The 22,681-nt window shown below is 62.9% G+C and carries 18 protein-coding genes and 1 pseudogene; 9 read left to right on the forward strand and 10 right to left on the reverse strand.

The genetic code is table 11. From position 1 onward, the window contains the following. The first annotated feature begins 16 nt into the window (after positions 1-16). Positions 17-1,684, forward strand: a complete 1,668-nt coding sequence (gene ggt, locus ACZ9A3_RS00145; protein ID WP_476252017.1) for a gamma-glutamyltransferase — start codon at positions 17-19, stop codon at positions 1,682-1,684. Positions 1,685-1,753: 69 nt separating this feature from the next. Here ggt and ACZ9A3_RS00150 read toward each other — a convergent pair whose 3' ends face one another. The 3 genes and pseudogenes from ACZ9A3_RS00150 to ypfJ form a co-directional block, all read right to left on the reverse strand. Next, complete coding sequence (locus ACZ9A3_RS00150; protein ID WP_371128692.1) at positions 1,754-2,617, reverse strand: methyl-accepting chemotaxis protein; 864 nt, start codon at positions 2,615-2,617, stop codon at positions 1,754-1,756. Beyond that, positions 2,609-3,673, reverse strand: a pseudogene (locus ACZ9A3_RS00155) (methyl-accepting chemotaxis protein); the annotation flags it as partial. The gene ACZ9A3_RS00150 and the pseudogene ACZ9A3_RS00155, both read right to left, overlap by 9 nt. Before the next feature lie 198 nt (positions 3,674-3,871). Further along, the gene (gene ypfJ / locus ACZ9A3_RS00160) at positions 3,872-4,756 is read right to left on the reverse strand and encodes a KPN_02809 family neutral zinc metallopeptidase (RefSeq protein ID WP_093387823.1); all 885 of its coding nucleotides are present in this window, start codon (positions 4,754-4,756) and stop codon (positions 3,872-3,874) included. Positions 4,757-4,956: 200 nt separating this feature from the next. Between ypfJ and pcaH the strand changes: the two genes are divergently transcribed. Continuing rightward, positions 4,957-5,676: a protocatechuate 3,4-dioxygenase subunit beta gene (gene pcaH / locus ACZ9A3_RS00165; RefSeq protein ID WP_045195856.1), complete on the forward strand. Its 720-nt coding sequence runs from the start codon at positions 4,957-4,959 to the stop codon at positions 5,674-5,676. A gap of 15 nt (positions 5,677-5,691) precedes the next feature. Next, complete coding sequence (gene pcaG, locus ACZ9A3_RS00170) at positions 5,692-6,297, forward strand: protocatechuate 3,4-dioxygenase subunit alpha (RefSeq protein ID WP_476252018.1); 606 nt, start codon at positions 5,692-5,694, stop codon at positions 6,295-6,297. Positions 6,298-6,352: 55 nt separating this feature from the next. On the opposite strand, the gene ACZ9A3_RS00175 is transcribed toward pcaG, so the two are convergent. The 3 genes from ACZ9A3_RS00175 to ACZ9A3_RS00185 all read right to left on the reverse strand — a co-directional run bounded on the left by ACZ9A3_RS00175 (position 6,353) and on the right by ACZ9A3_RS00185 (position 10,923). After that, positions 6,353-8,581, reverse strand: a complete 2,229-nt coding sequence (locus tag ACZ9A3_RS00175) for a hypothetical protein (RefSeq protein WP_476252019.1) — start codon at positions 8,579-8,581, stop codon at positions 6,353-6,355. A 9-nt stretch (positions 8,582-8,590) separates the two neighbouring features. Next, the gene (locus ACZ9A3_RS00180; RefSeq protein ID WP_476252020.1) at positions 8,591-9,103 is read right to left on the reverse strand and encodes a hypothetical protein; all 513 of its coding nucleotides are present in this window, start codon (positions 9,101-9,103) and stop codon (positions 8,591-8,593) included. A 107-nt stretch (positions 9,104-9,210) separates the two neighbouring features. Further along, on the reverse strand, positions 9,211-10,923 hold the full coding sequence (locus tag ACZ9A3_RS00185) for an FAD-dependent oxidoreductase (RefSeq protein WP_476252021.1): 1,713 nt from the start codon (positions 10,921-10,923) through the stop codon (positions 9,211-9,213). Between the two features lie 171 nt (positions 10,924-11,094). Here ACZ9A3_RS00185 and ACZ9A3_RS00190 point away from each other — a divergent pair, with 171 nt between their 5' ends. From ACZ9A3_RS00190 to ACZ9A3_RS00200, 3 genes are all read left to right on the forward strand, one after another. Continuing rightward, entirely contained in the window at positions 11,095-11,871 is a 777-nt protein-coding gene (locus tag ACZ9A3_RS00190; protein ID WP_476252022.1) for an IclR family transcriptional regulator, read from the forward strand. A 111-nt stretch (positions 11,872-11,982) separates the two neighbouring features. Beyond that, entirely contained in the window at positions 11,983-12,789 is an 807-nt protein-coding gene (locus ACZ9A3_RS00195; RefSeq protein ID WP_195885636.1) for a sugar phosphate isomerase/epimerase family protein, read from the forward strand. A gap of 18 nt (positions 12,790-12,807) precedes the next feature. Beyond that, the gene (locus ACZ9A3_RS00200) at positions 12,808-13,686 is read left to right on the forward strand and encodes a DMT family transporter (protein ID WP_045195866.1); all 879 of its coding nucleotides are present in this window, start codon (positions 12,808-12,810) and stop codon (positions 13,684-13,686) included. Here the strand turns inward: ACZ9A3_RS00200 and ACZ9A3_RS00205 are convergent. Then, positions 13,683-15,023, reverse strand: coding sequence for an MFS transporter (locus tag ACZ9A3_RS00205; protein WP_045195868.1), 1,341 nt, complete (start codon positions 15,021-15,023; stop codon positions 13,683-13,685). The genes ACZ9A3_RS00200 and ACZ9A3_RS00205 overlap by 4 nt on opposite strands. A 209-nt stretch (positions 15,024-15,232) precedes the next feature. On the opposite strand from ACZ9A3_RS00205, the gene quiC reads away from it, so the two are divergent. Continuing rightward, positions 15,233-17,143 (forward strand): 3-dehydroshikimate dehydratase QuiC, encoded by a 1,911-nt coding sequence (quiC, locus tag ACZ9A3_RS00210; protein WP_093387831.1) that lies wholly within the window; start codon positions 15,233-15,235, stop codon positions 17,141-17,143. 77 nt (positions 17,144-17,220) lie between these two features. Beyond that, positions 17,221-17,889 (forward strand): TetR/AcrR family transcriptional regulator, encoded by a 669-nt coding sequence (locus tag ACZ9A3_RS00215; protein WP_045195875.1) that lies wholly within the window; start codon positions 17,221-17,223, stop codon positions 17,887-17,889. Between the two features lie 59 nt (positions 17,890-17,948). On the opposite strand, the gene ACZ9A3_RS00220 is transcribed toward ACZ9A3_RS00215, so the two are convergent. Continuing rightward, entirely contained in the window at positions 17,949-18,809 is an 861-nt protein-coding gene (locus ACZ9A3_RS00220; protein WP_476252023.1) for a shikimate dehydrogenase, read from the reverse strand. Positions 18,810-18,980: 171 nt separating this feature from the next. Between ACZ9A3_RS00220 and ACZ9A3_RS00225 the strand changes: the two genes are divergently transcribed. Next, complete coding sequence (locus ACZ9A3_RS00225; RefSeq protein WP_476252024.1) at positions 18,981-20,153, forward strand: alkaline phosphatase family protein; 1,173 nt, start codon at positions 18,981-18,983, stop codon at positions 20,151-20,153. 41 nt (positions 20,154-20,194) lie between these two features. On the opposite strand, the gene trmA is transcribed toward ACZ9A3_RS00225, so the two are convergent. Further along, on the reverse strand, positions 20,195-21,280 hold the full coding sequence (gene trmA, locus ACZ9A3_RS00230) for a tRNA (uridine(54)-C5)-methyltransferase TrmA (protein ID WP_045195878.1): 1,086 nt from the start codon (positions 21,278-21,280) through the stop codon (positions 20,195-20,197). Further along, positions 21,277-22,572: an NCS2 family permease gene (locus ACZ9A3_RS00235; RefSeq protein ID WP_045195880.1), complete on the reverse strand. Its 1,296-nt coding sequence runs from the start codon at positions 22,570-22,572 to the stop codon at positions 21,277-21,279. Before ACZ9A3_RS00235 ends, trmA begins: the two co-directional genes overlap by 4 nt. Positions 22,573-22,681: the final 109 nt, after the last annotated feature.

Genomic DNA, 22,681 nt, shown 5'->3' on the forward strand with positions numbered 1-22,681 from the left:
CACTAAGGAAGCTCTCATGCGCGTTGTGATGTTCCGATCCCTGGCCCTCGGCGCCGCGATCCTCGCCAGTAACGCGGCTTACGCGGTTACCCTGGAGGGCGGTGCAGTTGCGGCACCCGATCAATATGGTGCACAGGTCGCCGCCGATATCCTGAAAAAAGGCGGCAACGCGGTGGATGCGGCCGTGGCCACCGCCTTCACCCTGGCGGTCACCTACCCCGAGGCGGGCAACATCGGTGGTGGTGGTTTCATGACCCTGTATGTCGACGGCAAGGCCTACTTCCTCGACTACCGCGAAACCGCGCCGAAGGCCGCCAGCCGCAACATGTACCTGGACGACAAGGGCGAGATCATCGAGAACCTCAGCCTGGTCGGTTCCCGCGCTGCCGGTGTGCCCGGTACGGTGATGGGGCTGTGGGAGGCGCATCAGAAATTCGGCAAGCTGCCGTGGGCCGAACTGCTGACCCCGGCGGTCGGTTATGCCAAGAACGGCTTCAAGGTCGCCTCCAAACAGTACCAGTACCGCGAAGACGCCCTGGGCCTGTTCAAGGACAGCACCAACTTCAACGACTATTTCGGCAGCATGAAAGTCGGCGAGACTTTCAAGCAGCCGGAGCTGGCGCAAACCCTGGAGCGCATTGCCGACAAGGGTGTCAGCGAGTTCTACCAGGGCAAGACCGCCGACCTGCTGGTGGCGCAGATGCAGGCCGACAAGGGCCTGATCAGCAAGGACGACCTTAAGGACTACAAAGCCGTCTGGCGCGAGCCGATGAAGATCGACTGGCGCGGCAACACGGTCTATACCGCGCCGCTGCCAAGTTCGGGCGGCATCGCCCTGGCCCAGCTGCTGGGCATCAAGGAAGCGCGCGCCGCCGACTTCAAGGGCGTCGAGCTGAACTCGGCGCGCTATATCCACCTGCTGGCCGAGATCGAAAAACGCGTGTTCGCCGACCGCGCCGACTACCTTGGCGACCCGGCGTTCTCCAAGGTGCCGGTCGGGCAACTGATCGCCAAGGACTACATCGCCAAGCGCGCCCAGGAGGTCAACCCGACGGCCATCTCGGACACCGAGAAAGTCCGCCCTGGCCTTGAACCACACCAGACCACGCACTTCTCCATCGTCGACAAGGACGGTAATGCGGTCAGCAACACCTACACCCTGAACTGGGACTACGGCAGCGGTGTGGTGGTCAAGGGCGCAGGCTTTTTGCTCAACGACGAAATGGACGACTTCAGCTCCAAGCCGGGCGTGGCCAACGCCTTTGGGGTGGTCGGTGGCGACGCCAACGCGATCGAGCCGGGCAAGCGCATGCTGTCGTCGATGAGCCCGAGCCTGGTGACCCGCGATGGCAATGTCACCCTGGTACTGGGTACCCCCGGTGGTTCGCGGATTTTTACCTCGATCTTCCAGGTGTTGAACAACCTCTATGACTACAACCTGCCGCTGGAAAAAGCCGTGGCTGCGCAGCGCGTGCATCACCAGTTGCTGCCCAAGGACACGATTTATTTCGATGCTTTTGCACCGCTTAACGGCAAGGTTGCTGAAGAGCTGAAGAAGATGGGCTACACCCTGGAAGATCAGGGTTGGGAGATGGGCGACATCCAGGCGATCCGGGTTAATGGCACGGCGCTGGAAACCGCTTCCGATCCGCGTGGGCGGGGGGTAGGGCAGATCGTTAAATAGGTGTTGAGTTGATCGCGGGTCAAGCCCGCTCCTACAAACCTGTAGGAGCGGGCTTGACCCGCGATGCGTTTAAACGCGGAAGTGGCTGACCATGGTCTGCAACTGGTTGCCCAGCCGCGCCAGTTCAACACTCGACGCCGCGGTCTCGTCACTGGCCGCGGCGGTCTGCTCGGACACATCGCGAACATTGAGAATGCTGCGGCTGATCTGTTCGGCCACTGCGCTCTGTTGCTCCGCCGCCGCCGCAATCTGCTGGTTCATCGACTGAATGTTCGACACCGTACGCGTGATGCTTTCCAGCGAAGCACCGGCCTTGCGGGTCAGCTCGACGCTGCTGTCGGTCAGGTTGCGGCTGCCAAGCATGACATTGGCCACCTGCTGGGTACCGCTCTGCAGGCCGGCGACCAGCTCTTCGATCTCTTCGGTGGACTTCTGCGTACGCTGGGCCAGGCCGCGAACTTCGTCGGCGACCACGGCAAAACCACGCCCTGCTTCACCGGCGCGGGCCGCTTCGATGGCCGCGTTGAGGGCCAGCAGGTTGGTTTGCTCGGCCACCGACTTGATCACGTCCATGACGCTGCCGATCTTCTGGCTTTCCTGTTGCAGCAGGCCCATGGCCTCGGTGGAGCGGTGCACCTCTTCGGCCAGGCGTTCGATCTGGCTGATCGCTTCGGCGACAACCTGGTCACCGGCACGGGCCTGACCATCGGCTTCGGTGGCAGCCTCGGAAGCATGCTCGGCATTGCGCGCAACTTCCTGCACGGTGGCGGCCATTTCGTGCATGGCGGTGGCGACCTGGTCGGTTTCAACTTTCTGGCTGTTGACCCCGGCGCTGGTCTCTTCGGTAACAGCCGAGAGTTCTTCGGCAGCGCTGGCGATCTGGGTGACGCCGTCGCGGATGCCGGTGATCAGGTCACGCAGGGTCGAGCCCATGCGCTGGATGCCTTGCTGCAACACGCCCAGTTCGTCACGGCGGGTGACGCGCATGTTATGGGTCAGGTCGCCGGCGGCGATCTTCTCGACCACGGCCAGGGTTTCACGCAACGGGCGAGTGATCTGACGGGTGATGATTACCGCAGCCAGGATGCCGACCAGCAGTGCCAGCAAGGTGGCCGTCAGCTGCAGGGAGCGGGCCTGGGTGCTCTCGCTGTCGCGGCGGTCCAGCTGGATCTGGTACAGGGCGTCGCTGGTCTTGACGATATCGGCGCCTTGAACGGTCATTTCCTGACGCGCTACGGCGATATCGGCAGTGGCGTCGCGGAACTGGCGTACAGCGTCACGGTAGGCCATCACTGCGGATTCAAACTGCTTGATGCGCGTCGCTTCGCCTGGCATCTGGCGGTTCAGGCCGGCGATTTCGGCCAGGGCGGTATCGAGCTGACGCAGGGCCAGTTGCTCGGTCTCGCTGCTGATGTCGGCGATGTAGCTGCGCACGGCCAGGCGAACCAGCAGCAGTTGCTCCTTGGCCTGGGTGATGGTGCGGAACTGCTCCAGGCGGCTGGCGTCACCCTCGGGCAGGGCCAGCACGTCGCGGTTGATCGCTTCGATCAGTTCGATAGCGCGGGCTGCGGCCTGGTTCATCGAGTCGCGTGCGGCCAGGCTGGTCTTGTAACCGGCGCGCATCTTGTTGATCGACACCTGGTATTCGCTGATGGTCTGGCCCAGCTCCTGGAGCAGCTTGATGTTCTCCGGGCTCTTGAAGCTCTTGAGCAGTTTTTGCTGCTGCTCGCTGAAGGCATTGAGCTTGACCTGGACGTTGCCGGCCGCGGCGTCGTCGCCATTGGTCAGCATGTACTGCAGGCGGGTGATGCGCAGGTTGGTCAGGTCACTGTTGAGCTGGGTAATGTCGCTCATCCAGTTGCTGCGATCGATCAGGCTGCCCAGGCTGTTCCAGCCGGTCAGGGCCAGCAGGCCGGTCAGCAACAGCACCAGGCCAAAGCCCAGGCCGAGTTTCAGGTTGACGCTGATGTTGGCAAACCAGCTATTCATGCAATCCCTCCAGGAACGTTGTGCTTCTTGATCCGAATCGGTGGAAGGTTGTTGTTATTGATGGCCAGCCGATGTTCTGAGCAGGGTTTATCGGCGGCTTGCGCCGGAGCTGAAACGCTTTTTCAGCAAAAATGATCAGCGGTAGGTAACAGGGGATTTCTGCGGCCAGCCCGAGGCTTCAGGCGGCCGCAAAATGGCTCAGAGCGAGCGTGCGCCGAAGGTGTCGCACTGGTTGATATCGCCCTTGGCGAAGCCGGTCTTGAACCAGCGCTGGCGCTGTTGCGAGGTGCCGTGGGTGAACGAATCCGGTACTACGCGGCCCTGGCCCTGCTGCTGCAGGCGGTCGTCACCGATGGCGTTGGCGGCGTTCAGGGCTTCTTCGATATCGCCCGGTTCCAGCCAGTTCAGGCGTTTTTGCGCCTGGTAGGCCCAGACCCCGGCCAGGCAGTCGGCCTGCAGTTCCTGGCGTACCAGCAAACCGTTGTCGCCTTCCATGCGCTCACCGCGCTGGCGTGCGGCCTGGACCTTGGCCGAAACGCCCAGCAGGGTTTGCACATGGTGGCCGACTTCGTGGGCGATCACGTAAGCCTGGGCAAAATCGCCGGCGGCCGAGAAGCGCTGTTCCATTTCACGGAAAAAGCTCATGTCCAGGTAGACCTTCTGGTCGGCCGGGCAATAGAACGGCCCGACTGCCGAAGAGGCAAAGCCGCAGGCTGAGTTGATCTGGCCGCTGAAGAGGATCAGGTTGGGGTCTTTATACTGGCGGCCGGCCTGGGCAAAGATGGCCTTCCAGGTGTCTTCGGTGTCGCCCAGCACCGACCTTACGAATTCCGCCTGCTCGTCATTGGCCGGTGGTGCCTTGCCGGTGCCGGTGGTCACTGGCGCGGTCTGTTGCTGGCCCATCTGCCCGGCCAGCTGGCCGAGGATCTGCAGCGGGTCCTGGCCGGTGATCCAGCCAATCCCGACAATCAACAGGATCGCGCCGATGCTCAGGCCCTTGCCACCGCCGAAGCGCATGCCGCCACCGCCCTCGCCACGGGCATCGACCACATTGTCGCTACGCCTGCCTTTTCGCCATTGCATGAGTGCTCTCCGGAGCTTGGAAACATGAGGACAAAGATTAGTTCACGGCGCGGGGCTCTGTCAGATTCCTGATTTATACATAACCATTTGGTTATGAATGGCGCTGTTCTTTTCAGTATTCGCCGGACCCTGCATACCGGAAACTGCAAGCTCGCCTGCCACGTCCAGGCCCTCCAATAATTCCAAGACAGGAGAACGGCATGTCTGCACAAGACAACAGTCGCTTCGCTATCCGTGATCGCAACTGGCACCCGAAAGCCTTGACCCCAGATTACAAGACCTCCGTCGCGCGCTCGCCGCGCCAGGCCCTGGTGAGCATCCCGCAGTCGATCAGCGAAAGCACCGGTCCGGATTTCTCCCACCTGAAATTCGGCCCTAACGATCATGACCTGCTGCTCAACTTCAATAACGGCGGCCTGCCGATCGGTGAGCGCATCGTCCTTGCCGGGCGCGTCTGCGACCAGCACGGCAAACCAATCCCGCACACCCTGGTAGAGATCTGGCAGGCCAACGCCGGTGGCCGCTACCGGCACAAGAACGACCGCTACCTGGCGCCGCTGGATCCCAACTTCGGCGGTGTCGGCCGTGCGCTGACCGACAGTGAAGGTTATTACAGCTTCCGCACCATCAAGCCGGGCCCGTACCCATGGCGCAATGGCCCCAACGACTGGCGCCCGGCGCATATCCATGTGTCGATCAGCGGTCCGTCGATTGCCACGCGGCTGATCACCCAGCTGTATTTCGAAGGCGATCCGTTGATCCCGATGTGCCCGATCGTCAAGTCGATTGCCAACCCTGACGCGGTGCAGAGCCTGATCGCCCGGCTGGACATGAGCAATGCCAACCCCATGGATTGCCTGGCCTATCGCTTTGACATCGTGTTGCGCGGACAGCGCAAGACCCACTTCGAAAACTGCTGAGGAGGCGCCCCCCCCATGCCTATCGAACTGCTGCCGGAAACCCCTTCGCAGACCGCCGGCCCCTACGTGCATATCGGCCTGGCCCTGGAGGCCGCCGGCAACCCGACCCGCGACCAGGAAATCTGGAACTGCATGGCGCAAGCCGACGCGCCGGGCGAACACATCCTGGTGTTCGGCAACGTCTATGACGGCAACGGTCATCTGGTGCGCGACTCGTTCCTGGAGTTCTGGCAGGCCGACCACAACGGCAATTACCAGGGCGATTTCAACCTGGAAAAACCCTTCAACAGCTTTGGCCGTACCGCCACCACCTTTGATGCCGGTGGGTGGACCCTGCACACCATCAAGCCGGGCGTGGCCAAGAACGCCGCCGGCGTGCCGATGGCGCCGCACATCAACGTCAGCCTGTTTGCCCGGGGTATCAATATCCACCTGCAGACGCGCCTGTACTTCGATGACGAAGCCCAGGCCAATGCCCAGTGCCCGGTGCTCAACCTGATCGAGCAGCCGCAGCGGCGCGAGACCTTGGTGGCGACCCGCTGTGAAGTGGACGGCAAGCTGGCGTATCGCTTTGATATCCGCATTCAGGGTGAAGGCGAGACGGTGTTCTTCGATTTTTGAATGCGCCATTGAGTGACATGAGCAAAGCCCGCCATTGGCGGGCTTTTTGTTCGGATCAGCGTGGTGTCGTAACGCCAATGGATTCGGACTTCAGCAGTTTCAAGCCTTCATCGGCGTTGTAGCCATGAATCTCTTTCACGTCGAGCTTGCGCATGAACGAGAGCGTTTCAGCAGTGATTACCTGGCCCGGTACCAGGATCGGAAACCCCGGCGGATAAGGGATCACGAAGTTTGCTGAAATCAACGGCGGGCCGTTTTCCAGGCGTTCGTCGATGGTTTTGTCGAACAGACGAAGATGCTCGCACGCTGCACTGTCATAGGCTTTGTAGTAAGCACTGCGAATGTCTCCTTCTGCCGTACTGCTGTTCGCCGACTCACGAAAAGCGGGGTAGAAATGGCTGAAGTCGGGCAGGTCCGGCACATCTTCCATAAGTGACGTGACGCGTGCATTAAAGGCTTCACGCAGGTTGTCGTCACTGGTGCCCAGGCGGTCCTCCAGTTCGCGGCTGATACGTACCAGCACCCGGATCAGGTGTGCCACGTCACTGCGAGTGTTGTTGATGTTGGTTTGCAGCAGCACGCTGTTGCGAGAGGTTTTGTTCAACTGGACATCGTAGCGGTTGGTCAGCAAATTCTTGAACGTGGTGCCGTCAAAGCCTGCATGGCCACAGACCAGCGTCAGGCGGGTAGGGTCCAGGGCGACTTCATCGGTGTTCAGGGCATCGACGACGGTGGACCACGCAGTGCCCTTGGCCAGGTAATCCTGCAGCCCTGAAGCCCGATAGACCGTTGGCACCAGGTCCTCGATCGTGAGTATCTTGAAATACTTGGATATCAGTGGGTGGCGGCCGACCTCCCGACGGATGTCGAAGGCCAACTGGGTTGCCGACATCACCAGTTCATAGCCTTCCAGCTCCATTTGCCGGCGGGCAACATCCAGGGACGCAATGATTTGCTGATTGGGGGAGGTGGACGTGTGGGTAAATACCGCCTCGCGGAACGATGCTTCGACGTGATGGAAGTCCTGATCGTCGACCAGGATCATCGAGCCCTGGCGCAGCGCCGACATAGACTTATGGGTGGAGTTGGTCTGGTAGACGCGCACGCGGGTGGTGTCCGGGTCCATCAGCAGGTGCTCCTGCAGCAGCGCAGGGTCATCGGCAGCAAGCGCTTGCAGTCGTTCGCGCTGGCATTCGAAGGCGTGCCGGTACTGCGGGCAACTGAGCGCCTGCTTGAGTTGTGCGGCGGCGCCCATGCCGGTTCGACGACGCAGCAGGGGTGAAAAGCGTGCAAAACCGAACCAGGCTTCATCCCAGAGAAAGGCCAGGTCCGGTTTGATTGCCAGGCATTCTTCCATGACCCGGAAGGTGTTGTAGACATGCCCATCGAAGGTGCAGTTGGTCAACACCAGCAGTTTGACCCGATGCAGTTTTCCTTCTTTTTTCAGGTCGAGTAGCGCTTGCTTGATAGCGCTCAGTGGCACTGCGCCGTACATCGAGTATCGGGGCAGCGGGTAGGCTTCGACATACAGCGGATAGGCGCCGGTCAGCACCATGGCGTAGTGGTGTGGCTTGTGGCAGTTACGATCGACAATGACAATGTCACCGGGCGCAAGCAGGGCTTGTTCAACGATCTTGTTCGAGGTCGAGGTGCCATTGGTGACGAAAAACGCCTGCTGTGCGCCGAACGCATGGGCTGCCCGGTCCTGGGCCTTTTTGATGTTACCTGTGGGCTCTAGCAGGCTGTCGAGCCCGCCCGTGGTGGCGGAGCTTTCGGCCAGAAACAGGTTGATGCCATAGAATTCGCCCATGTCGCGGATCCAGTTCGACTTGAATATCGATTTTCCGCGGGCAATGGGCAGCGCATGGAAGGTGCCGATAGGACGTTGAGCATAGTGTTTCAGGTTGTTGAAAAACGGCGTTTCATAGCGCTTTGCAACGCCTTGCAGCAGGCTCAGGTGGATCTCCAGCGGCTCCTCGACTTCGTAGAACACCCGGCTGATGAACGCGTAGTCTTCATCACCGGCAATTCGCTCAACCTGACGATCGCTGAGCAGCAGGATATCGAGCTCTGGCCTGATGGACTTGATCGCTCGGGCCAGTGGCAAGGCCAGGTTCGTGGAGTCTTCGCCGTCCGGGCTGTTGCCCAGGTGTGGCGCCAGCAGCTCACGCACCCAGGCGGCGCGACAGCTCGATGTAAAAGCGAAACCTTCGTAGATCACCACCGCTTGCAGGTTGACGTTGAGTATCACCGCGAGCAACGCATCCTCAAAGGAGCCGGTCATGACGGGCTCTTAGATGAAGGGGTCCTGGTGGCGGCGCAACTGGCGAATGGCCTGAAGGTGCTGCGGCCATGTCGAGATTGGCGCGGGGCTGACAATCAGAGTTTCGAAATACGGACGATGTGCGGACGCAGCGGCGAAACTACGGGGCGCGGGTGCGTCGGGCAGGTCCTCGCTGGCCTCCCAGTCGTTTGCGTCTTGCTTGTAACTGCGGTCGAGCAGCGAACTGCTGATGCGCTGAGCCAGATGCAGGGCTCCGATGCCATTGCCCGCTGCTACGCGTTCGACCAGCAGGGCCAGCAGGCGAGGGCCCGGGTAGGCCTGGTAAGCCTCCAATTGCGCAAGCTGCTCGAGTTGGGCAAGGCATTGCTGCTGGACCTTCGCGCTAGCGGGCTGATCTTTGCAGTTGCGCCAGCGGCGACACAGGGCGTTGAGTTCACGCCACAAGTCAACGCGGGCAGTGGTACAGGAAAACAGTTGATCGATTGGCTTTGCGTCGCCATCGGGCAGGGTCAGGTTGTTCACGGTTCAATTCCTTTTGAACGGTCGCCGGAGCCGTGAAGTATTCGCGTGGCGGATAATCGTGAGCAGCCTGTCTGCTTTCCCTGTGATGCAATGCTGCAAGGTACGCCTTACTCGTAGTCTGTCACCCCGGCAATATGCCGCCCGGCGATATAGCCGAACGTCGCCGCCGGCCCCAGGTTGATCCCGCCCGCCGGATAGTGCCCGCCCATGATGCTGGCCATGTCGGTGCCCACCGCATACAACCCGGCAATCACCTCACGCTTTTCATCCAGCACCTGCGCGTGGGTGTTGGTCCTGAGCCCGGCGAAGGTGCCGAAACAGCCCGGTTCGACCTTTACCGCATAGAACGGCCCGTTCTCGATCGGCGCCACGCACGGATTTGGTCCGTGCAGGGCATCGCCCTGTTTGCGGTTGTAAGGGGTGGAGCCGCGGCCGAAGTGCGGGTCTTCGCCGTTGCGGGCATGCCGGTTGTACTCGGCGACCGTTGCCACCAGGCCTTGAGGGTCAATGCCGCAGGCCCGCGCCAGGGCTTCGATACTGTCGCCGGTCTTCAGGTAGCCGGATTTGATCAACGGCTGCAGCGGCAACGGAAACGGCCGTGAAATGCCCAGGCCATAACGGCGCTGGAAGGCATGGCTGCAGATCAGCCACGATTCGACCTTGTCCCCCGGCGCCTTGGCGACCATGGCGCTGACATAGTCGTAGTAGCCGTCGGCCTCGTTGACGAAGCGCTTGCCGTCGGCGAGCACGCCGATGATGCCGGGCTTGGCCCGTTCGATGATGTGCGGGAAATGCCCGCTGCTGCCGTCCTTGTAAGGCACCCGCGATACCGGCGCCCAGGCCACCGGGCTGTGCAGGTCGTCAGCCACCTGGCCGCCAACGCTTTTGCCCAGGCGCAGGCCGTCACCATTGGCGCCCAGCGGCGGCAGCGCCAGGTGTTCGTGGCCGGTGGGTGTACGCGGGAACAGCGCCTTGCGCCGTTCGATGTCGTTGGCAAAGCCGCCGGCGGCCAGCACCACGGCCTTGCGCGCATTTATTTGGATCGGCCCGCGCGCGGTTTCAATCAGCGCACCGCTGACCCGGCCATGCTCGCGGAGCAACTGCCGAGCCGCTGCCGATTCCCAGAGCAACACGCCAAGGTCTTCAGCCGACTTGGCCAGCCGAGCGACCAGGGCTACGCCGTTGACCAGTTGCAGGGCCCGGCCGCGGGTTGCCAGATCGAGCAGGTGGCGGCTCAAACGCTTGCTCACATGCAGCAGCGAGCGCCAGGAACGGGTGAGGCTGAGGAAGGCGCCGAGGTCCTTGCCGGCCATGATCGGCATGCCCATGAACGAGGTTTCGCGCATGGTTTTGCGCAGGCGCTTGAGCAGCTTTTTGCCCAGCTGGCGGCCATCGTAGGGGGCGGCAATTACCGAACGCCCGCCGGTGCCGGCGCCAGGGGTATTACCGTGAATGTCGGCGATGCCATTGCCGTCGGCAAATTGCAGGGCGGTATGGCGCTCGAAGAACGACACCATGTTGGGCGCCGCGTCGAGAAACGCATCGATCATCGGCCCATCGAAACGTTCGCCCAGTTCATGCTCCAGATAAGTGCGCGGCTGCGAGCGCTGCTCGATGATCCCGGCGCGCTGCGCCAGCGGGTTGCACGGTACCCACATCCAGCCACCGGACCAGGCCGTGGCGCCGCCGAACACCGGGTCCTTTTCGACCACGATGACCTTCTGGCCATGCCAGGCGGCGGTCACGGCGGCGGCCAGCCCGGCGGCGCCGGAGCCGATGACCAGTACATCGCATTCGACCAGCGGGGTATCGACGGACATGAGCAGTATCCTCCAGGCAGTTTGTTATATTTTGGAACTGTATTCCATATTTTATGGTTTGATCTGTCGCCCAGCCAAGGCGTGCCACGACAAAGTGGGCGAAGATCGGACAGTGATTTGCGCTTTCGCCGGGGCTCTTTAGAATCGGCACAAATTTCAGGGACCATGACCATGGCCGGCAGTCAGATCGAACGCGCGTTCAGCCTTCTCGAACGCCTCACCAGCGACCCGCGCGGGCTGCCCCTGCAGACCCTGGCCGAAGAGCTGGACATCCCCAAGAGCGCCACCCATCGCATGCTCGCCGAGCTGATGCGCCTGGGCTATGTGCGCCAGAACGCCGAGAGCAGCCGCTATCACCTGAGCACCCGCCTGGTGGCCATGGGTTTTCGCTATCTGGCCAGCAGTGGCGCCGATATCGTCCAGCCGATTCTTGATCAACTGGCCCAGCAGACCGGCGAGCTGGTGCGCCTGGGGGTGATCGACGGCGAACGCCAGACCTGGATCGCCAAGGCCCAAGGCGCCCGCTCCGGCTTGCGCTACGACCCGGACATGGGCCGTGATGCGCCGTTGTTCTACACCGCCTCCGGGCATGCGTGGCTGTCGAGCCTGAGCGATGCCCAGGCCTTGTTGCTGGTGGAGCGCCAAGGCATCGCCGACCCGGCGCAGTTCGGCCCCAACGCACCGAAGTCCAATGCCGAGCTGCTCGAACGCCTGCGTGTTGCCCGCGAGCATGGCTATGCCTGGGTGGTGGAGAGTTCGGCAGTGGGGATGTCGGCGCTGGCGGCGGTGGTGCGGCACCCGCTGGATGGCCATGCGGTTGGCGTGCTCAGCGTTGCCGGGCCCAGTGCGCGGATGAGCGAGGCACGCATGCACGAGCTGGCGCCGGTGTTGCTGGTGGCGGTGGCGGAGTTGTCGGCGGCAAGTCCTGCTTCTGAGTTGTTTGTCTAGAAGCATCACGGGTCAAGCCCGCTCCTGCACTCGCGATCCGTTTTTTCGCTTGCATTGAAATTGGAACTAAGTTCTAAATATTTCCAAATTCAATTCGCCGAGAAAACAACAATGAGCCAACGTGTGATGTCCCTTGCCGCCCTGACGGTACTCGAGCTGTCGCCTGTCGACATGGTCGAGGTTGCTGCCCGCGCAGGCTACAGCCATGTCGGCCTGCGCCTGGAACCGGCCACGGCCGAGGAGCATCACTTCCCGCTGGTGGCCGACGCCGGCCTGCGCCGGCAGACCGCCGCGCGCCTGCGCGATACCGGCATCCAGGTGCTGGATGTGGAGATTTTGCGGCTCAAGCCCGAGACCTGCGTGGCCGACTTCGAAGCCCTGCTGGCGGTCGGCGCCGAGTTCGGCGCCAGCGAGCTGCTGGTGGCCGGCAACGATCCTGACGAGCAACGCCAGAGCGACAATTTTGCGGCCCTCTGCGACCTGGCCGCAGATTACGGCCTGCATCCGCACCTGGAGTTCATGCCCTGGACCGACGCCAAGAACCTCACCCAGGCCTGGCGCATCGTCGAGCAGGCCGGGCGCGACAATGGCGGGGTGCTGGTCGATGCCTTTCACTTTGACCGCTCCGGCTCGTCGCTGGATGAGTTGCGCCAGGTGCCGGCCTCGCGGCTACGCTATGCACAGTTGTGCGACGTGGCCGGGCCGCGTCCGCACGATATGGCCGAGATCTTGCGTCAGGCGCGCAACGAGCGGCGGTTTCCCGGCGATGGCAATTGCGATTTGCCCGGCTTGTTGCGTAGCCTGCCGCAGAACATTGCGCTGAGCCTGGAAATTCCTGTTCGCGACCAGGGCCTGAGCGCCTTGCAACGGGCACAGATGGCCCTGGACAAGACCTGTCAGTTGCTCCGTCAACTCTGAACCTGCGAGCTTTTATCGATGCCCCGTCCTACTGCGCTCGACGCTGTCAGCCAACCGCTCAAGGGCATTGCCCTGGTGGTGCTGGCGACCTTTCTGTTCGCCAGCCACGACGCCTTGTCGAAGTACCTGGCGGGGTTCTATCCGATTCTCTGGGTGGTGTGGGCGCGCTACCTGGTGCACACCCTGCTGATGATGGTGATCTTCCTGCCGCAGTCGGGCCTGCGCGTGTTGCGCACCCGGCGACCGGGGCTGCAGACCTTGCGCGCGCTGTGCCTGCTGGGCACCAGCCTGTTGTTCACTACCGCCCTGCAGTACATACCGCTGGCCGAGGCGACGGCGGTCAACTTCCTCGCGCCGTTGCTGGTCACGGCGCTGTCGCTGCCGCTGCTGGGCGAGAAGGTCACGCGCGGGCAATGGGTGGCGGTGCTGGTGAGTTTTGTCGGGGTGACGGTGATCATCCATCCGGGCGGGGCCTTGTTTACCCCGGCGGTGTTGCTGCCATTTGGCTCGGCCTTGTGCTTCTGCTTCTACCAGTTGCTGACGCGTAAGCTCAGCGGCACCGACAGCCCGACCACCAGCAACTTCTTCACCGGCCTGCTCAACACCTTGGTGATGAGCGCCGTGGTGCCGATGTTCTGGCAGACCCCAAGCTTCATCCATGGCCTGATGGCCGTGGCCCTGGGCACCTGCGGGATGACCGCGCACCTGTTCCTGACCCAGGCGTTCCGGCATGCGCCACCGGCCATGCTGGCGCCGTTCAGTTACTGTCAGATCGTGTTCGCCGGTGTTCTCGGCCTGGTGTTGTTCGGACACAGCCCGGACATGGCCGGGCTGGTGGGGATTGCCTTGATCTGCCTCAGCGGCCTGGGCGCCGCCTGGTTGCAACGGCGGCGTTAGGCCTCGACCTTCGGCACCTTGCGCGGGGCCATGAAGTACATCCAGGTCAGGGCGATGAAGTACATGGCCGGGATCATGGTGAACAGCAGGGTGTAATTGTTGTTGGTGGTGGTCAGGATGTAGCCGACCAGCTGGGTCATGAACATGCCGCCGATGGCCGCGCACATGCCGCCGAAACCGAACACCGTGCTCATCATGTGCTTGGGCGTGTAGTCCATGACCAGGCTCCAGATGTTGGCAGTCCAGGCCTGGTGCGCGGCGATGGCCAGGGAAATCGCCAGCACCGCGACCCACAGGCTGCTGGCGCCGGCGGCGAAGATCACGCCGATGATGGTGGTGGCGAACAGCAGCATCGACAGCAGCCGCGCCTTGACCGGGGCCATGCCGCGGCCGATCAGGAACGACGAAAGAATGCCACCGCCGACACTGCCGAAATCCGCGCTCAGGTAGATGACGATCAGCGGGATGCCCATCTGCGTGACGCTGATGCCCAGGCTGTATTGCTGGTTGAGGAACGGTGGCAGCCAGTACAGGTAGAACCAGAACACCGGCGCGGTCATCGAGTAAGCCAGGGCGAAGGCCCAGGTGCCGCGCATGCGCAGGATTCGTGAGAACGGCACGCGGGCTTGTTCCGGTTCCACTTCGCTTTGCACGTAGGCCAGTTCTTCTTTGCTGACGCTCGGGTGATCTTCCGGGTTGAAGTATTTCAGGCCCCAGAACACTACCCAGACCAGGCCCAGGGCGCCCATGCCGATGAACGCCGCTTGCCAGCCCCAGACGGTGAGGATCAACGGCAACAGCATCGGCGTGAACATGGCGCCGACGTTGGTGCCGGCGTTGAAAATGCCGGTGGCCACGGCGCGCTCACCGGCCGGGAACCATAAGCGGGTGGTCTTGACGCAGGCGGGGTAGTTGGCCGCTTCGGTCAGGCCGAGAATGAACCGGCAGACCATGAAGCCCACCGCCGAGGTGGCCAGGCCATGGGCGCCGGTAGCCAGGCTCCAGAGCAGCACGGCGCAGAAGAACACGCGCTTGACGCCGACCCGGTCGATCAGCCGGCCTTGCAGTACGAAGCCGATGGCGTAACCGACCTGGAACCAGAAGTTGATGTTGGCGTAGTCCATCGCCGTCCAGCTCATCTCCTTGGCCAGAATCGGCTGCATCACCCCGAGGGCGGCGCGGTCGATGTAGTTCAAGGTGGTGGCGAAGAACACCAGCGCGAGCATGACCCAGCGGGTCTTGCCGACGGCCATGGCGCCACGCAGCTTGTCGCCGATGCCGGCGTGCGCAGTAGTACCCAGGGGCTGGGCCATGCGGGTGGATTGAGAGTGGATCATCGCGGGTTACCCGTATTTTTATGTTTATGGGTCAAGCCTTGGTGTCGAAATGGTGCGCCTGTGGTCAAAAAAGGGTCAATTGACTGAACGCTATATTGGGCGATAATCGAACACAAAACTAACTAGTTCGTACCTTTTGCATTGAGCAAAATTTGCTCAACACCAATAATTCCTCCACCGGTTTTTGCCTGCCCATCGGAGCCAGAATAATGCAGCGTTCGATCGCCACCGTATCCTTGAGCGGTACTTTGCCAGAAAAACTCGAAGCCATCGCCGCCGCGGGCTTCGATGGGGTCGAGATCTTCGAGAATGACCTGCTGTACTACGCCGGCAGCCCGCGCGAAATTCGCCAGCGCTGCGCCGATCTGGGCCTGGCGATTACCCTGTTCCAGCCGTTTCGCGATTTCGAGGGCTGCCGCCGCGATCGCCTGGCGCGCAACCTGGAACGCGCGGAACGCAAATTCGATTTGATGCAGGAACTGGGCACCGATCTGGTGCTGGTGTGCAGCAATGTCGCCGCCGATTCCCTGGGTGAGCGCCAGGTGCTGATCGACGACCTGCGCCTGCTGGCCGAGCGCGCTGGGGCCCGTGGCCTGCGCATCGGCTACGAAGCCCTGGCCTGGGGCCGCCACGTGAACACCTGGGAGCAGGTCTGGGACATCGTCAAAACGGCTGACCACGCAAGCCTGGGGATGATCCTCGACAGCTTCCACACCTTGTCGCTCAAGGGCGACCCACGGGCTATCGCCCAGGTGCCGGGGGACAAGATTTTTTTCGTGCAGATGGCCGACGCGCCGCTCCTGGCCATGGACGTGCTGGAGTGGAGCCGGCACTTTCGCTGCTTTCCGGGGCAGGGCGAGTTTGACCTGGCGGGTTTTCTCGCGCCGATCCTGGCCAGCGGTTACAGCGGCCCGCTGTCGCTGGAGATCTTCAACGATGGCTTTCGCGCCGCGCCGCCTCGGGCCAATGCCGCCGATGGCCTGCGCTCGCTGTTGTACCTGGAAGAAAAGACCCGCCAGCGCCTTGAGCAAGACCGCGTAGCGCCGGCCAGCGACGACCTGCTGTTCGCCCCACCACGTGCCAGCGCCTACGATGGCGTCGAGTTTCTCGAGTTCGCCGTCGACGACGCCCTGGGAGCCAAGCTCGGCAACTGGCTGGAGCGCCTGGGCTTTACCCGCGCCGGCGTGCACCGTTCGAAGAATGTCAGCCTGCTGCGCCAGGGCGACATCAACCTGATCCTCAACGCCGAGCCTTATTCCTTCGCCCATAACTTCTTTGAGAGTCATGGCCCGTCGCTGTGCGCCACGGCGATCCGGGTCAAGGACAGCGCCCAGGCCCTGGCCCGTGCCGTGGCCTACCATGGCCAGCCCTATCGCGGCCTGGTCGGCCCCAACGAGCGCGAGCTGGCGGCGGTGCGTGCGCCGGACGGCAGCTTGATCTACCTGGTCGACCAGGATGCCCAGGGCCGGACTATCTATGACACCGACTTCAGCCTGCAGCCACAAGCGGGCAGCAGCCTGGGCCTGACCCGCATCGACCATATGGCCCTGGCCTTGCCGGCCGACGGCCTGGACAGCTGGGCGCTGTTCTACAAGAGCGTGCTGGACTTTACTGCCGACGACGAAGTGGTGTTGCCCGACCCTTATGGTCTGGTCAAGAGTCGCGCCTTGCGCAGCCGTTGCAGCTCGATCCGCCTGCCGCTGAATATTTCGGAAAACCGTAATACGGCGATTGCCCATGCCTTGTCGCATTACCGCGGTTCCGGCGTTCACCACATTGCCTTTGACTGCGAGGACATTTTTACTGCGGTCAAACAGGCCAAGGAGTCGGGGGTGGCTTTGCTCGACATTCCGCTCAACTACTACGACGACCTTGCCGCACGCTTTGATTTCGACGACGAGTTCCTCAGCGAACTGGCTTACTACAACGTGCTCTACGACCGCGATGCCCAGGGCGGTGAGCTGTTTCATGTGTACACCGAGCCGTTTGAGGAGCGCTTCTTCTTCGAGGTGCTGCAGCGGCGTAACGGTTACAGCGGCTATGGCGCGGCCAACGTCGCCGTGCGCCTGGCCGCCATGGCCAAGGCCCGCGCCGGCGCGCCGGCCCAGGCCAAGTTGTAGGGCGCAGGCGCCGAGGCTTCCTTACTCAGCACCCGGGGCTCATAATTGCCGGGTTAACCGATGGCCATGAGTCCCGTATGACGACTACCCCAGCACTCTGCGCAGCCCCCGAACAAGCGCCGCGCAAGGGCCGCAAGAACAATCCGGAAAAGACCCGCGAGAATATTCTCCAGGCGGCGATCAGCGAGTTCGTCCAGCAGGGGCTGGCCGGCGCCCGGGTCGATGCGATCGCCGAGCGCACGCAAACCTCCAAGCGCATGATCTACTACTACTTCAACAGCAAGGAGCAGTTGTACGTAGAAGTGCTGGAGAAGCTCTACGGCGATATTCGCAGCACTGAAAGCAACCTGCACCTGGCCGAACTCGAGCCGCGCCTGGGCATCCGCCGGCTGGTGGAATTCACCTTCGATCACCATGATCGCAACGTCGATTTCGTGCGCATCGTCTGCAACGAGAACATGCACCACGGCGAGTACGTGAAGCGCTCGGCGGCGATTCGCTCGATGAACAAGACCGTACTCACGGCGCTGGATGAAGTGCTCAAGCGCGGCGCTGGCGAGGGGGTATTCCGCCAGGGGCTGGAGGCGCTGGATGTGCACCTGCTGATCAGCTCGTTCTGCTTCTACCGGGTGTCGAACCGGCACACCTTTGGCGAGATCTTCCAGGTGGACTTCGAGGACAAGGCGGTCAAGGACCGGCATCGGCAGATGATTTGCGAGTCGGTGCTTAGATTTTTGCAGGCCTGAGTATTTTCGCCGGGCAAGCCCGTTCCTACCGTAGGAGCGGGCTTGCCCCGCGATGCTTTTCAGTCACCCAGACTGTTGAAGTGCTCGATCATCCGCGCCGCATCAGGCTTCACCCCGCTGAACAGTTCAAACGCCTTCACCGCCTGGAACACCGCCATGTTCGCCCCGCTCAGGGTGCGGCAGCCCAGGGCCCGGGCTTCGCGCAGCAGTTCGGTTTGCAGCGGAAAGTAAACAATCTCCGCCACCCACAGATCCGCCCGTAGCAGCGCCTTGGGCACCGGCATGCCCGGCAGCTTGGCCATGCCCATGGGCGTGGTGTTGACCAGGCCGTCGGCGCTGGCCATGGCGCTTTGCAGGTCATGACCGACCCTGGCGCGGCTGCCGGCAAAGTGCTGGTTGAGGTTGTCCACAAGGGCCTGGGCACGGGCCGGTTCGACATCGAACACGCTCAGTTGCCCGACCGCTTCTTCCAGCAGCGCGTGGGCTACCGCAGCGCCGGCGCCACCGGCGCCCATCTGCACCACCTGGCGGCGCGGCGCGTCGCTCAGGCCACGGCGAAAGCCCTCGGCAAAACCCAGGCAGTCGGTGTTGTGGCCGATGCGTTTGCCGTCCTTGAATACCACGGTGTTCACCGCGCCGATACCGCGCGCTTGCGGTGACAGTTCGTTGAGCAGCGGCAGGATCGCCTGCTTGCACGGGAAGGTGATGTTCAGGCCGGTGAAGCCCATGTGCTCGGCCGCGGTCAGCAGCTCTTCGAGGGCGCTGCTGTCGAGCTTGAGCTGGTCCAGGTCGATCAGCCGGTACAGGTAGTTCAGGCCTTGCGCGGCGCCTTCGTGCTCGTGCAGCGCCGGGGTGCGCGAAGCCTGGATGCCCGCGCCGATAAGGCCGGCAAGAATGCCGGAAGAAGAGGCCAAAGCCATGTTGAAAACTCCGTTGTTATTCTTGGTGATGAAGCGGGAGTGCCTTCGCTTAAAAATGTACCGAATGGTTAATTTGGTCAATCGGGCGCAAGGCCGCAGGGGTGTTTTCTGTGCGCTGATCGCACAGCCTGTGCTACACCTGTTGCTTTGCACCTGACCACGGAGGGCAACATGGCAACGCCGATCAACGACCTGCAGTCGCTGGGTGAAACCTGGCCGGGCCTGGCCAACCTCACCCAGTCGATTTTCGCGGCCCTGGGTGGCCACGGTTTTCGCAATGCCTTTCGCCTCGACCATTCGCGCAGCACCTGCCTGCTGCTGATCGACGGCCTGGGCTGGAACCTGCTGCAGGCCCACGCCCGGCATGCGCCGTTTCTTGCCTCGCTGATGCAGCCGGACAGCCACTTCAAGGTAGGCTTTCCAGCCACCACGGCGACCAGCCTGGCCTCGGTGGCTTGCGGGCTGGGCAGCGGCGCCCACGGTATCGTCGGCTGCGGCTTTGCCCTGGATGAGCACACTGAACTGTCGCCACTGACCTGGACCACCTCGCCCTTGCAGGTCGAGGCGCAGGCCAGTGGCGCGCCGCCGCCGGAGACTTTTATCGTGCCCGCCGATGCCTGGGGCCAGGCCGCGGCCCAGGGCATCGCCATCAGCACGGTGATGCTCGGGCGCTATGCCAGTTCCGACTTCACCCGGGCGATTTACAGGGCCGGCAAGATCCTCCCTGCGCCGGCCTATGATGCCTATCCGGAACTGGTCAATGCCGCCCTGGCCGTGCCGGGGCCGGCGTTCTGCTTCGCCTATTTCGGCGACCTGGATTTTGCCGGGCACCTGTTCGGCCCAGGCTCCGAGGGCTGGCTCAAGCAGTTGCAGATTGCCGACCAGCTGGCCCGGGCCATCGCCCAATCCTTGCCTGAGCAGGCGCGGCTGATGGTGATTGCCGACCACGGCATGCTGGCGCTGGACAGCGAACAGGTGCGCGACTTTGATCTGGACCCGGCGCTGCAGGAGGGCGTGCGGGCGATGGCCGGGGATATTCGTGCGCGCTACCTGTACACCCACGCGCACCATCAGGACCGCGTGCACGAGCGCTGGCAGAATCGCCTGGGGGAGGGCTATCACGTGTTGAGCAAGGCCCAGGCGATTGCCAAGGGGCTGTTCGGCGATGTACTGCTAAGCCAGGCGGAGGCGCGGATTGGCGATCTGATCGTGGTCCCGCGCGGGGCGGGCGGGATCATTCGCAGCGAGGTGGAAAAGCACGCCAGCCAATGGCGCGGGCACCATGGGGCGTTGACCGATGAGGATCAGCTGGTGCCGTTGTTGATGTGTTCGGGGCTCGGCTGAAGGGCCCGCTCCTGCAGGAGCGGGCTTGACCCGCGGTAGCTTCAACGGCGAACCAGCAACACCCCGCTCTCCATGTGATGGGTATACGGAAACTGGTCAAACAACGCACAGCGCTCGATGCGATGGGTGTCGTGCAACTGGGCGATGTTGGCCGCCAGGGTTTGCGGGTTGCAGGAGATGTACAGGATGTTGTCGAAGCGCCGGGTCAGCTCGCAGGTATCCGGGTCCATGCCGGCGCGCGGCGGGTCGACGAACACACTGGCGAACTGGTAGCTCTTAAGGTCAATGCCTTCGAGGCGGCGGAACGGACGCACTTCGTTCAGCGCTTCGGTCAGCTCTTCAGCCGACAGACGCACCAGGCGCACGTTATCCACAGCGTTGTCGTCGAGGTTGTGCAGGGCGGCATTGACCGAGGTCTTGCTGATCTCGGTGGCCAGTACCTTGCGCACCCGGGTGGCCAGCGGCAGGGTGAAGTTGCCGTTGCCGCAGTACAGCTCGAGCAGATCGTCCTGGCGCTCGCCCAGGGCTTCATAGGCCCAGTTGAGCATCTTCTGGTTGACCGCGCCGTTAGGCTGGGTGAAGGCGCCTTCGGGCTGGCGGTAGCGGAAGGTGCGCCCGGCAATCTGCAGCTCTTCAACTGCGTAATCGCGGCCGATCACCACGCGCTTGCCCTTGGAGCGGCCGATGATGCTCACGCCCAGGTCGCTGGCCAGTTGCTGCGCGGCGCGCTCCCAGTGCTCGTCCAGCGGACGGTGATAGCACAGGGTGATCATTGCATCGCCTGCCAGGGTGGTGAGGAACTCCACCTGGAACAGCTTGAAGCTCAACGCCGAGCTGGCTTGCCAGGCGGCCTTGAGCCGTGGCATCAGGTCGTTGATCTGCAGACTGGCAATCGGGAAGTCTTCAATCAGGATCGGCGTGTGTTTCTCGCCCGGGGCGAACATCGCGTAGAAGCGCTGCTCGTTTTCGCGCCACAGGCGGAACTCGGCGCGCAGGCGATAGTGCTCGCGCGGCGAGTCGAATACCGCAGGCTCGGGCGCCGCGAACGGCGCCAGCAGCTCGCGCAGGCGCGCGACCTTGGCGTCGAGCTGCTGGGTGTAGGTCGAAGGGTCGAAGACAGCACTCATGCGTTGAACCAGCCCAGTTTGATGACGAACAGGACCGAGAGGATCACCAGTGCCGCGTTGAGGTCACGGGCGCGGCCGGAAAGCAGCTTGATCGCGGTCCAGGCAATGAAACCGAAGGCGATGCCGTTGGCGATCGAGTAGGTCAGCGGCATGGCCAGGGCAGTGACCACCACCGGCGCGGCTTCGGTAATGTCGTCCCAGTTTATTTCAGCCAGGCCCGAAGCCATCAACACGGCGACGAACAACAGCGCCGGTGCCGTGGCGAAGGCTGGCACGCTGCCGGCCAGCGGTGCGAAGAACAGCGCCAGCAGGAACAGAATGGCTACCACGATGGCGGTCAGGCCGGTGCGGCCACCGGCGCTGACGCCGGCTGCAGATTCGATGTAGCTGGTGGTGGTCGAGGTACCCAGCAGGGAACCGGCCATCGCCGCGGTGCTGTCGGCGATCAGCGCCCGGCCCATTTTCGGCATGTGGCCGTCCTTGCGCATCAGGCCGGCGCGCTTGGCGACGCCGATCAGGGTGCCGGAGTTGTCGAACAGGTCGACGAACAGGAAGGCGAAAATCACGCTGATCAGGCCGACGTCCAGCGCGCCCTTGATGTCCAGCTGCAGGAAGGTCGGCGCCAGCGACGGCGGCATCGACACCACGCCGTTGAATGGAGTCACGCCCAGGGCGATCGAGGCCACGGTCACCGCCAGGATGCCGATCAGCACCGCGCCGCGGACCTTCATGGCCTCCAGCGCGACGATCAGGAAGAAGCCCAGGGTGGCGAGGATCGGCGCCGGTTTCTTGAGGTCACCGAGGCCCACCAGGGTGGCCTGGTTATCGACGACGATGCCGGCGTTATGCAGGGCGATCAGCGCCAGGAACAGGCCAATACCGGCGGCAATTGCCGAACGCAGCGGCAACGGGATGCTGTTGACGATCCATTCGCGGATGCGAAAGATCGACAGCAGGAAGAAGCACACCGCCGAGATGAACACCGCGCCCAATGCCACCTGCCAGGTGTGGCCCATGTGCAGGACCACGGTGTAGGTGAAGAAGGCGTTCAGGCCCATGCCCGGTGCCAGAGCGATCGGGTAGTTGGCGATCAGGCCCATGGTGGTCGAGCCGATGGCCGCTGCCAGGCAGGTGGCGACGAACAGCGCGCCCTTGTCCATGCCGGTCTCGCCGAGAATGCTCGGGTTGACGAACAGGATGTAGGCCATGGCCAGGAAGGTGGTCACGCCCGCGAGAATCTCGGTGCGGACATTGGTGTCGTGTGCTTTTAGTTGAAACAGCCTTTCCAGCATGCCTGCTCCCCGTGGCGCTCCCGGCGCCGTGAATGTATCGACCCAGTTAGCAAAGCACAGACTGTACCGGGAGACTGTGGTTTTTCCCTGGGTCGGAAAAAAGCCGCGC

Source organism: Pseudomonas sp. TE4620 (assembly GCF_056279045.1).